The following is a 10,989-nucleotide window of genomic DNA, read 5'->3' on the forward strand; positions in this document are numbered from 1 at the left end:
GTGCTCGAGATCCGCGATCTCGCCCTGGGCCATGGTCCGCGCACCCTGGTACGGGGACTGGACCTGGAGGTGCCGGCGGGCGGTCTGCTGGCGGTGCTGGGCCCCAACGGGGCGGGCAAGTCCACGCTGCTCAAGGCGCTGGCGCATCTGCTGCAGCCGAGGAGCGGGAGCCTGCGGCTCGACGGCGAGCCGCTCGCCGCACTCGGCCGGGCGGCCCGGGCGCGTCGCGTCGCCTATCTGTCGCAGCAGTCTCGGCCGGTGGCCGTGAGCGTCTACGAGGCGATCCTGCTCGGACGCATCCCGCATCTCGGCTGGCAGGTCGAGGAGACCGATCTGAAGGCGGTCGACGCCATCCTCGCGCACCTGGATCTGTCGCGGCTCGCCGGGCGTCCCTGCACCCAGCTCAGCGGCGGCGAGCTGCAGAAGGTGCTGATCGGCCGGGCGCTGGCCCAGACGCCGCGGCTGCTGCTGCTCGACGAACCGGTCAACCACCTGGACCTGGCCAACCAGCTCGAGGTCCTGGCGCTGATCCGCCGCACTGCGCGCGACCGGGATCTGGTCACCCTGGTGGTGCTGCACGATCTCAATCTGGCCCTGCGCTTCGCCGACCGCTTCCTGCTGCTGGACGGCGCGGGCGGTTTCGTCGCTGGCGACATGGCGTCGCTGTCGCCGGAACAGGTCGAGCAGGTATATCGGGTCCCGGTGACGCGCTGCGATCTGTCCGGACAGGCGCTCTTCATCCCGAGGTGAATCCAATGAACGAGGAAACCCGCTGGCCGAGCGATCCACTGCTCGAGACCCTGGCACGATGCGCGATCGCGGATCTGGAGGCGCATCCGCTGATTCTGGAGGATCTGAGTCTGGGGCAGCCCATCTCCTGGGCCCTGGTCCGGGACCGGGAGGGTCTCCGGGCGCTCGGCACGGCCATGACGCCGGTCGGCGAGTCCGTCTCGCCCGGGCCGCGCTATCCCGGTCTGCCGCTCGACTGGACCCAGTGGCCGCTAGCCGAGCTGCCGGGGCGCATCATGGCCGACCATCCGCTGGAGCGCTGTCTCGCCCTGGCGGTCATCAACGCCGTCTCGCAGCATCGCCTGGCACGCGAGGGACTCGCGGGCGTCGAGACCGGGGAGGTACGCTCGAGCGTGGTGCGCTGGGTCGCGGAGCGGAACGCCCGGCGGGTGGTGGTCGTCGGCAACATGGGACCGCTGGTAAACGGGCTCGCCGAGGCGGGCGTCCCGCACGTCGTCTTCGAGCGCAGTCCGGGCAACCGCGTCGGGGCGCTGCCGGACGCACAGGAATGGGCCTGGCTGGCCAAGGCCGACGGGCTCGTCCTCACCGGGGCGACGCTGCTCAACCATACCCTGGCCCCTATCCTGTCACTGGCGCGCGAGGCCCGCTTCCGGCTGCTGGTCGGCTTCTCGGCGCAGGCCCATCCCGAGTATCTCGCCGGCTGCGGGGCGACCCACGCCTTCAGCCTGCACATCCGCAACATCGACCCGGTGCGCCGGCTGTTGCAGGTCGGCAACTGGAACAGCATGTTCGAGAGCGAGACGGGCTATCTCGCCGAGCTGGATGCCGTCGCTCGTCATGTGCGATGAGCTCCGTTCCGTAGCGGCGCATGGCCCCTGTTGACGAATAGCAATGATAATGCGATAGATTATCGTTTATAGTGCGGCTTTCTGTTCAATCGTCGGACCCGAGGCGGCGCTCAGCGTGCACCCATGCAGCGCCTGGTCCGGCTCCTAATCGGAAGCCGTATCCACCATGTCGAAGTCATGCGCCCGCTGGGCCGATCCTGGTAATAGCCCCAGAGGCGTCCTGTCTCCTGTGTCTGCCGGATTGGGTCTTTCTGGCCTCCTGATGCTGTCGCCCGTGCCCGCGTACGCGGAGTTGGGAGATGTCGCGCTCGAGACCATCAGCGTCACCGCTACCCGCACGCCCACGGCGCTGGAACGTCAGCCCAGCGCGACCCAGGTCATCGACCGCAGCCAGATCGAGCGCCTGGACGCACAGCGTCTGACCGACGTTCTCAAGATCGCCCAGGGCGTGACCCTGCAGAAGCGCGGAACGCGCGACACGGTCTCCATCCGCGGCTTCACCAACGAACAGACGCTCATCTTGATCGACGGGAGGCGTCTCGCGAGCGAGCCCTCGCAGAAGTTCGAGCTCGACCGCATCACCTTGGCCAACGTCGAGCGGATCGAGATCGTGCGTGGTCCGGCCAGCGCACTCTACGGCGCCGATGCGCTGGGCGGTGTCATCAACGTCATCACCCGGCGGCCCGAATCCAACGAGGTCGACTGGCAGGTTCGCTGCGGCCGCCACGAGATGGACGGCGGCGACGGCTGCGATGGCGGCTTCCACGTCAGTCTCATGCCGTTGGATACCCTTGGACTCTCGTTCTCGGGCACCCTGATCGATCAGCCGGCGATCGATCTCGACTCGGGCGTCACCCAGATCGACGCCGAACGGCTCCAGGACATGGCCTTTCAGGCCGATTGGCGGATCACGCCGAGCCTGACGCTGGGCGTCATGCTCAAGTATTTGGCGACCGACAGCTATTTCGACGCACTCTCGGGTTCCGGCAAGTTCAACCGCACCGATGAGGAGGACGAGCGCACCGATACGGCCCTGACCCTCGGATACGACGACGGGGACAGGGCCGGTGAGCTCCAGCTCTACTATTCCAGGCTCGACAAGGACCGCGAGATGCGGCTGAGGGACTCGCGCAAGCTGCAGGAGTTCGACGAGATTCGGGTCGAGAAATCGGCCCTCGATGGACATTTCACCTTCAGTCCGCTCGAAGGTCATCGTCTCACGGTCGGTGGCGAGTACAGGCGCGAGGATTTCCGCGGGACCACGATCGACACCGGCAAGTCCGCGTATTGGGTGATGCGCGATGGCAAGACGGCGACCGGCTCCGAGGCGGACATCGACTACTACGCGGCCTTCGTCCAGGATCAGTGGCAGGTCTCGCCACGACTGGATCTGGTGCTCGGCGGGCGATTCGATGCCTCCGACACCTTCGACGACCAGCCGACCGGCAAGCTGGGAGCGGTCTATCGTCTGTTCGACGCCGGCCCCACCCAGCTGCGTCTCAAGGCCCAGTTCGCCCAGGGCTATCGGGCACCCACGGTGCGCGACCTCTATCTCAATGTCACCAAGTCCAAATTCACCCGGTTCGGCAATCCGGATCTCGATCCCGAGCATTCGAACAGCTTCGATCTGGCGCTCGAGGGTCGCCGAGGGGCCATCGATGGCCGCATCGGTTTCTTCCATTCCGAGGTCAGGGATCTGATCGCCGAGGAGACCATCGGCCGCCGCGCCGACCGCAAACCGATCCGCCGGTACGCCAATATCGACGAGGCCCGGCTGCAGGGGCTGGAGGCCAGCCTCGACTGGCGAGGCATCCCCGATCTGGGTCTGGGTCTCGACTACATGTACCTGGACGCACGCGACGAAACCACGGACGCGCGGCTCGAGGATCGGCCGAGACATCGCATCCTCGCCCGGTTCGATTACGACTACCGGCCCTGGGGCCTGCAGCTGACCCTCAACGGGAACTACAACCTGGACGAACTCAGCAGTCTTTCGGGCGAGGAGGAGAGTTACGGTACCTGGGACCTGCACTTTTCCAAGACCCTCAACGGCGAGCTCGACCTCAAGCTGGGTGTCGAGAACCTGCTCGACGAGCGCGACGACGACCTCTTGCTCACGGGCCGCTATCTCTATGTCGGGCTCAACGGCTATTTCTGAGCGGACGATTCCGACGCAGAGGCCGCGTTTCCTGGTGGGCCGTCTTGACGGAGAGGAGTAAAGGTTCTAATCTAAACAAGAATCGTTCTTGTTTATATCTGGAACTCGGAGATCTCACGATGCAGCACACGATCGAGCACTTGAAGGCGGCCGACCTCGGCTGCTTGGAGCCCAGCATACTGGAGCTCAGACTGGGCGAGCTGATCCGTTCCTACTCCCGCGAGTGCACCCTGGATCTGGCGGAGTCCGTGGTACGGCACCTCGAGGCACTGGCTCTGCATCCCGAGAACGCATCGAATCGCGACCAGCAATCCGCCTTGAGTGGATTCGTGTCCCATTGGCGCTGGCTCGCCGAGCAGCACAGACGTGGAGTCGGTCAAAATGCGCTCGCGGCCTAGCGTGTCAGGCACCCGGATCGTCCGAGCCGGCACGCTCGGAGGCAGTCTGATTCCGGCCATCATTCTTGTCGCCTCGATACTTGGGCTGCTGTTCTATCAGGGGTCGGTGCAAAACGCGCCTGGAACAGGCGAAGCCGCGCGGAGCGGCTCGGTATCCTCCGGGCCTCTGATCCGGCCTGTCGATCCAGTGGTTCGAGCGTCTGTCTGAGCCCCGCATCGGTCGCTCCTGGGCGGGCGGGAACGGATCGCGATAATGCCGCTGGGCCGAAAAGCCGGTATCCTGCGCCCCGTGGCTGCTATCCATCCAAGGTCCGCGACCGGCATTCTGCCTGCCTCGCGACCGGGATTCTCGTCGTCGGAATGCCTCGTTCAGCTGGATCGAGGGCTGTGCAATTGGGTACTGGAGCATCATGTCGGAAAGCGAGCAGATCAGAGAAGCGGGTCTCAAGGTGACGGTCCCCAGGGCCAAGATCCTGGGCATCCTCGAGCGCAACGCCAAGCGGCACATGACGGCCGAGGACGTCTTCCGCGAGTTGCTCGCCGAAGAGGCCGAGATCGGTCTCGCCACGGTCTACCGCGTTCTGACCCAGTTCGAGAGCGCAGGTCTCGTCTGCCGGCGCAATTTCGACAATGCCCAGGCCGTTTTCGAACTCGACCGGGGCGAGCATCACGACCATCTGGTCTGCACCCGCTGCGGGCGTATCGTCGAGTTCGTCGACCCCAAGATCGAGAGGCGCCAAGCGGCCGTAGCCGACGAGCACAATTTCGTGACCGAAGACCATTCGCTCGTCATCTACGGGATCTGCCCCAGCTGTCAGCGTAACTCCTGACCGTCTTCCGCACCTCGCATCCGAGATGCGTATCGGCTTGCCTGACGTCCGATGATGAGTCGGTCTTCGGCAAGCCGTGAAGTCTCGACAAGAATCCTTTCGGAAGGGACTGACTATGAAGGATCGGCACCCAACAGGACCGGCTTGATATCGGCGATCCAGGCCGCGAGACGGGCATCGGTGAGCTCGGACTGATTGTCCAGGTCCAGCACCAGGCCGCAGAAACGGCCGTCGCCCATGTCCGCCCGCGAGAGCTCGTAGTCGTATCCCTCGTTCGGCCAGAAGCCGAGGATCTCGGCGCCGCGCGACGCCAGTTCCTCGTAGAACATCCCGAGCGCGTCGACGAATTCCTGCGGATAGCCGACCTGATCGCCCAGGCCGTAGAGTGCGATTCTCTTGCCCCGAAGATCGACGTCCTCGAACTGCGGCAGGAAATCCTCGAGCGCGGCGGGGTACTCTCCGTCTCCAACGGTCGGTGTTCCGAAGATGAGCGAATCGTAGCCCTCGATCATCTCGGCCGTGGCCTTCTCGAAGTTGCAGATCTCGACCACGCCTGGCTCGAAATGATCGTTCTTGATGCGCTTGGCGATCTTGCGCGTATTGCCCGTGTCCGTTGCGAAGAAGAGTCCGATCTTGCTCATGGTTGTGGCCCTATTTGGTCGTTTGGAAGCGTGCCGTCGATTGGGACTAAATTAAACGATAACGATTAGCGTTAACTATAAACCCAGTCGATGGACTTTTGAAGACCGGGTGGACGCCAACCGGTGTTCCTGGTGTCCGGAACCGAGTCGTCCGAGCCGCAGACCGAAGGGTAGTGAATCAAGGGAGAGCGCTATCCTGCGTCATGGGGATAGTGGACGGATCTTTTCCGTGGGATCTCGACCATAATGTTCCGTGTACGTCGATTTCGACGCTCCATGCGTATCTTCCAGAAACCCGATCCGGGAGGCAGCATCATGAAACTGCACGGCGGACCCTCCATTCACATTCCCGACTACGATCACAGCCAGACGATCGCCCACCAAAGCCCCCATCTCCTGCCCGACGGTATCTACTCGGTGCCGGGACAATACATCTGGGACAGCTGGATCTTCGAACTGGATGGCGTTCTGCACCGCTATGCCCTCTCGGCCTCCATCGAGTACACCCCCAACGAACGCCACCAGCACGCCTTCATCCGTCACGCTATCTCCAGCGACGGCGGACGATCCTGGCAGGACATGGGGCCGACCATCATGGCCAATCAGGGAGAGGTCTGGCCGGATCACGTCATCTGGACCAGCAGCATTCTCGCGCGCAGTCGCGAGGGGAGGCAGGAATTCCTGATGCTGGTCACCGGACGCAGCCGGAAAGAGGGCTGGAAGCAGCGCATCGGTATTTCGCGCTCGCTGAACGGCTTCAATTTCTGTCCGCCGGAGATGATTCTCAGCCCGAGCGAGACGCTGAACTACGACATCTCGGACGACGACGGCATCATCATGGCCTGGCGCGATCCCAATCTGCTGCAGGATCCGCAGACCGGCCGCTGGCACATGTTCTTCTCGGCCAAGAAAAAGGATCCCGCCAAGGGAACCGTCCCGACAGTGGGACATGCCATCGCGACCGACGACGGCCTGTCTCATTGGGAGCTACAGCCGGCACTGGATCTGCCCAACTACTATCATCAGCTCGAAGTGCCCTACATGATCCACAACAAGGGCCGCTATTACCTCTTCGTCTCCACCCAGTTGCACCCCGAAGAACCGGACAACGAGGAGAAGGAGGCCGTGTATCGCGGTTACGTGGCGGATTCCCTCACGGGTCCCTGGAAGAACCTGTACGGCGATACGGACTGGATCTACGGCCACAAGATCTATGCCCCGACGGTCTTCAAATATCCGGGCGAGGACCGCTACGCCGCCGTGGCCTTCTTCTCCGAGGACACCCCCTATCCACTGACGGGGACACCGATCGTCCCGGTCGACTGGGAGGGCGACACCCCACGCTTCGCGTTCGAGCAGATCCTGGAACCCTGTCTGACGCCCATCGGACCAGACGCGGGAGGGACGACGCCATGAGCGACTTCGGAATGGATCTGGACGTGGTGGACGAGCAGGGCGACGTCCTGCGGACCCTGCCGTCCCAGAAGATCCACGAGCGTGGACTGCTGCATCGCTCGGTGCACATCCTGGTTTTCAATCGGGCCGGAGAGGTCTATGTCCGCGAGCGGAGTCCTTCATTGGAACTCTACCCAGGTGTCTGGACCTCGTCCGTGGGGGACCACGTCTTCCACGACGAGACCTTGGATGACACGGCACGGCGGGCGCTGAGGGATTTCCTGGGGCTGGAAACGCCCCTGGCGCCCAAAGGCCGAAGCCACGTTCAGGATGCGATCGAGAACGAGTTGATGAGCGTTTTTCTGACCCGGGCCGAGGAGATCCCGTACCTCAATCCCGATCACAGCGAGGCAGGCCGGTTCCTGGGCACGGACCGGGTCCGATCGCTGATCGGCGAGCACAAGACCACGCCTCATCTCGCGGCGGCGATAGGACTCTGTTCGGATTCGGTCGAAACCTAGACGAGCGACTCTGAAGCTCGGTCGGTTTCGATATGCTCCTCTCCAGAGTCGGGGGAAGATCTCTTTTTGCCTTCGAGGGACCCTCCCGCCTTCGGTCACTGAACGTTTATCTCTGGTTTCGCAATTGAGAATGAATATCGTAAGCGTATAATTGGCTGCTCCGTTCGAGTCTTCCGAACATCCGGTCGGAGCGTCTTCGCTTCCATTATTCGCCGTAGGTCATCTCATGCGCACAGGACTGAACACAACCCTTTCACTTCTTGCCTTCGTCGTGCCGTTCGCTCTGGCGCACGCGGACGAACCTCAGATGCGGTTCAAGGTCACCGAGCTGGTCGAGCTGCCGCATCCCATGTCGGCGATCCGCAAGGATCCCGAGCGCTTCGGTATCACGACCGAGCAGCGCGAGCGTCTGGACAAGGAGCTGTTCGCGGTCTTCCCGCCCGAGATGCATCCGCGCATGCAGCGTGCCTGGGAGCTGCAGAACCGCGTTCGTCGCGGCGTCATGACGCAGGGCAAGGACAGCGAGGCCCTTGCGGCGGAACTCGACGAGCTGAGCCGGATCAAGCGCGAGATGGCGGATCTGCACATCGATGCACTGCGGATCTTCCAGGATGTCCTGACCCAGGAGCAGCTCCAGCAGCTGGCCGATGCGACGGGTGCCTCGGGTCGCATGTCATCCCGATAGTCTCCCTTATTTGCTTTGCCACCGGGCGGTCTTCAGCTGTGGAAAATCGATGGGGCCGGTTCCGATTCTCTCTGTCAGAAATACAGCTCGACAGAGGCCCCGACCAGCCTGGGCTGCTGGACGATGGGCGAGCTGGTGTCGTTGTCGACGACCATGACCCAGTCGTCGGAGTCGAAGATATTCCGGGCGTAGAGACTGACCCGGCCGCCGTCGAAGTTGTAGGCGAGCTGGAGGTTGGCGAGCCAGTGGGAGGGTATTTCGCCGTCGAGGTCGTTGTCGTAGCCGGAGTAGTAGGTATCGGTGAACTGGAGGTCGCCGCCGATCTCGAATCCCTGTCCGAACGCATAGGTCGCGCCCAGGTTGGCCGTGAGCGAGGGCGAACGGGGCAGCTCGTTGCCGGCGATCCCGCTCTCGGAGAAACTCTCGATGTCGGTCTTCAGCAGCCCCAAGGCGCCGGTCAGTTCGAGCCCCGACAGCGGCAGCCAGCGCGCGCCCAGTTCGGCGCCATAGGTGTGGACCGTGTCGGCGTTGCGGATCACGGTCGAGTTGGTTCCCAGATAGTAGGGTAGCTGCATGTCCTGGTAGTCGTTGAAGAAGAGGTTGGAGGTCAGCTCCAGCCGGCCGTCCTGCAGGCGGTGGCGGCTGTAGAGCTCGTAGCTCCAGACGTACTCGGGATCGAAGGTGTAGCTGACGACGGGCGAGCCGAAGGTCACGCCCGCGCCGCCGGCGTTGTAGCCGCGGCCGACGGTCGCGCCGACCGTCGTTCCCGCCAGCGGTTTCCAGGCCAGGTCGAGCTTGGGCAGGAAAGCGCTGTAGGTCTCGTCGAAGTCGATCGCCGCCCGGCTGCTGCCGCCGGTGCGTTCTCTGTGCTCCTGCTCGTAGCGCCCGGCCACTGTGAGGTTGAGATCGGGGCGGAGCGCATAGGTCAGCTCGGCGAAGGCCGAGGTGGTCTGGGTCTCGTCCTCGAAGGTGCTGCCGCCGAAGATGTTGACGAACTCGTCCTGGTGGCTGTGGAAGAACCTCAGGCCCGCGAGACCCCGGATGCGCTCGTCGTCCGAGCGGAACCGCACCAGCGGCTCGGCCTGGATCTCGTCGCCCTCGATGTCGGCGTAGGGCAGGTCGAGCGCGGCCAGGCGATGGTTGGAGAATTCCGTGTAGATCAGCTGGTTCTCGAAGCTGAGGGCGCTGGAGGCGTCCCAGGATAGATCCCAGATCCCGCTGGTGGAGCGGGTCGAGAACACGGGCTTGCGCGGGTCGAAGCGGGCGCTTTCCTGGCCGGCCGGCGGAATCAGCGTCTCGTTCTGCGGGGCGCGGGTCTCGAGATAGTTGAGGGTGACCATGCTGGACAGGCCCGGAAGCGCTGATGGCTCGTACAGCAGCTTCGCCCGGGCCGTGCTGGCCTCGATCCGGCGCGGATTGTCGACCGGCTCGTAGCTGATGTAGTCGACGAAGCTGGTCCGCTTCTGGCGGTCGACGCTGACCCGGAACGCCAGCTCGTTATCCAGGATGGGGCCGGAGAGCATGGCCGCCGTCTGGGAACTGCTCTGCTCGCCGACCGCCCCCTTGGCGGCGGCCTCCCAGTGGAAGGTCGGGTCCTTGGAGTTCAGCACGATGGCGCCGCCGATGGCGTTGCGGCCCTGGATATGGCTCTGCGGGCCGCGGAAGACCTCGACCTGGTCGATGTCCCACAGCGAGCGCAGGCCGAAGGCGACCTCGTTGTAGGTGAAGGATCGGCCGTCCGCCGACATGTTGAGCCGGGGGCGCGATCCGGCCAGGAAGGCGGAGGCGCCGCGCGTCGGTCCCGAGCCGTCGATGCCGCGAATCGTCGGCAGGTTGTTGCCGATGCCGGTATCGACGACGTTCGGCGTCACCCTCAGCAGATCCCGGACCTCGGTCGCGTTGGGGATCGACTCGATCCTGGCCGCGTCGAAGACCTCCACGCTCGAGCCCGTATCCTCGATCGAGCGCTCGCTCTTCTCGCCCGTGACGACGATCTCGGAGAGCACGGCATTCGATCTGGTCTCATCGCCCTGGGCGGCGGCCTGACCCAGGGTCAGTCCGAGCGAGGCGAGCGTCAGTCCGGTCAGGAGCCGCCTGGGCTGGAGACGGACGCGGTCTGCGGGAAGATGGCTATTGTCCATGGATGGATTCTCGATGTTGGTGGATGGCTGTGAAGTTCGGTTGCAGCGGACTCGGCTCGCTCAGCGACCAGACGCTGTCCGTCGCTCCCTTTCGCGCACGGCGGCGGGCGAGCCAGGCCATCCAGAGGAGTCCGAGCGCGGCGCAGAGTGCGACCGCATCGACGGCGACGACCGCATCGCCACTGCGGACGAACAGCTGGGATAGGGGAACCTGGGCGATCAGCAGGCTGGCGAGCGGGATGCAGAGGGTCGCCATGGCCGAGACCAGCAGTAGAGGCGCGGCGGCTCGGGCCGCGCCCTGGCGCAGTGCCCAGAGGACCGCGCCGAGAAAGAGTGCGTAGTAGCCGAGCCACAGCCAGGGGCCTGGATGCGTCACTTGGCCGTGCAGCAGCTTGCCGAGCGCGATCGCCAGCGAGAGTCCGGCGATGCAGCCGAGGCCGACTCCGACGGTGAGCGCCGCCATGATTCGGGTGTCGCGCCGCTGGGCGATGTGTTCGCCCGATCCATCCCGCGCCCGCGCGAGCGAGCGGCGCCGGCTCTCGATCCACAGCAGATTGCCCGAGTAGAAGAGAAAGGCGCCCGCCAGTCCGAGGACGAAATAGCCCCAGCGCACCGGCTCGCC

11 protein-coding genes are annotated in these 10,989 nt (G+C 64.4%); 8 read left to right on the forward strand and 3 right to left on the reverse strand.

What is annotated here, in order from left to right:
* From D779_RS15325 to fur, 5 genes are all read left to right on the forward strand, one after another.
* Nucleotides 1-750 carry an ABC transporter ATP-binding protein gene (locus tag D779_RS15325; RefSeq protein ID WP_043755720.1) on the forward strand — a complete coding sequence of 250 codons (750 nt, stop codon included), beginning with the start codon at nt 1-3 and terminating at the stop codon, nt 748-750.
* A gap of 5 nt (nt 751-755) precedes the next feature.
* Nucleotides 756-1,598 (forward strand): Rossmann-like domain-containing protein, encoded by an 843-nt coding sequence (locus D779_RS15330; protein WP_043755722.1) that lies wholly within the window; start codon nt 756-758, stop codon nt 1,596-1,598.
* 274 nt (nt 1,599-1,872) lie between these two features.
* On the forward strand, nt 1,873-3,756 hold the full coding sequence (locus D779_RS15335; RefSeq protein ID WP_198295732.1) for a TonB-dependent receptor plug domain-containing protein: 1,884 nt from the start codon (nt 1,873-1,875) through the stop codon (nt 3,754-3,756).
* Between the two features lie 119 nt (nt 3,757-3,875).
* Nucleotides 3,876-4,154 carry a hypothetical protein gene (locus tag D779_RS15340; RefSeq protein WP_043755725.1) on the forward strand — a complete coding sequence of 93 codons (279 nt, stop codon included), beginning with the start codon at nt 3,876-3,878 and terminating at the stop codon, nt 4,152-4,154.
* A gap of 410 nt (nt 4,155-4,564) precedes the next feature.
* Complete coding sequence (gene fur, locus D779_RS15345; protein ID WP_043755727.1) at nt 4,565-4,984, forward strand: ferric iron uptake transcriptional regulator; 420 nt, start codon at nt 4,565-4,567, stop codon at nt 4,982-4,984.
* A 113-nt stretch (nt 4,985-5,097) separates the two neighbouring features.
* Here fur and D779_RS15350 read toward each other — a convergent pair whose 3' ends face one another.
* Complete coding sequence (locus tag D779_RS15350) at nt 5,098-5,625, reverse strand: flavodoxin (RefSeq protein WP_043755730.1); 528 nt, start codon at nt 5,623-5,625, stop codon at nt 5,098-5,100.
* 276 nt (nt 5,626-5,901) lie between these two features.
* Here D779_RS15350 and D779_RS15355 point away from each other — a divergent pair, with 276 nt between their 5' ends.
* From D779_RS15355 to D779_RS15365, 3 genes are all read left to right on the forward strand, one after another.
* Entirely contained in the window at nt 5,902-7,041 is a 1,140-nt protein-coding gene (locus D779_RS15355; protein WP_043755732.1) for a glycoside hydrolase family protein, read from the forward strand.
* The gene (locus D779_RS15360) at nt 7,038-7,541 is read left to right on the forward strand and encodes an NUDIX hydrolase (protein WP_043755733.1); all 504 of its coding nucleotides are present in this window, start codon (nt 7,038-7,040) and stop codon (nt 7,539-7,541) included. The genes D779_RS15355 and D779_RS15360 overlap by 4 nt, the downstream gene beginning before the upstream one ends.
* Nucleotides 7,542-7,848: 307 nt before the next feature.
* Nucleotides 7,849-8,226 carry a hypothetical protein gene (locus D779_RS15365; protein WP_232424210.1) on the forward strand — a complete coding sequence of 126 codons (378 nt, stop codon included), beginning with the start codon at nt 7,849-7,851 and terminating at the stop codon, nt 8,224-8,226.
* 74 nt (nt 8,227-8,300) lie between these two features.
* Here D779_RS15365 and D779_RS15370 read toward each other — a convergent pair whose 3' ends face one another.
* Both D779_RS15370 and D779_RS15375 read right to left on the reverse strand, forming a co-directional pair.
* Nucleotides 8,301-10,367 (reverse strand): TonB-dependent receptor, encoded by a 2,067-nt coding sequence (locus D779_RS15370; RefSeq protein ID WP_081763551.1) that lies wholly within the window; start codon nt 10,365-10,367, stop codon nt 8,301-8,303.
* Nucleotides 10,357-10,989, reverse strand: a 633-nt coding sequence (locus D779_RS15375; RefSeq protein ID WP_198295733.1) for a hypothetical protein, incomplete at its 5' end; no start/stop codon positions are given. The genes D779_RS15375 and D779_RS15370, both read right to left, overlap by 11 nt.

It is taken from the genome of Imhoffiella purpurea (genome assembly GCF_000585215.1).
Classification (GTDB): Bacteria; Pseudomonadota; Gammaproteobacteria; order Chromatiales; family Chromatiaceae; genus Imhoffiella; species Imhoffiella purpurea.

Bases quoted from the DNA above. Each gene is read 5' to 3' on its own strand.
- D779_RS15330 (WP_043755722.1), top strand. From the start codon at position 756: ATGAACGAGGAAACCCGCTGGCCGAGCGATCCACTGCTCGAGACCCTG.
- D779_RS15340 (WP_043755725.1), top strand. From the start codon at position 3,876: ATGCAGCACACGATCGAGCACTTGAAGGCGGCCGACCTCGGCTGCTTG.
- fur (WP_043755727.1), top strand. From the start codon at position 4,565: ATGTCGGAAAGCGAGCAGATCAGAGAAGCGGGTCTCAAGGTGACGGTC.
- D779_RS15350 (WP_043755730.1), bottom strand. From the start codon at position 5,625: ATGAGCAAGATCGGACTCTTCTTCGCAACGGACACGGGCAATACGCGC.
- D779_RS15355 (WP_043755732.1), top strand. From the start codon at position 5,902: ATGCGTATCTTCCAGAAACCCGATCCGGGAGGCAGCATCATGAAACTG.
- D779_RS15360 (WP_043755733.1), top strand. From the start codon at position 7,038: ATGAGCGACTTCGGAATGGATCTGGACGTGGTGGACGAGCAGGGCGAC.
- D779_RS15365 (WP_232424210.1), top strand. From the start codon at position 7,849: ATGCGGTTCAAGGTCACCGAGCTGGTCGAGCTGCCGCATCCCATGTCG.
- D779_RS15370 (WP_081763551.1), bottom strand. From the start codon at position 10,367: ATGGACAATAGCCATCTTCCCGCAGACCGCGTCCGTCTCCAGCCCAGG.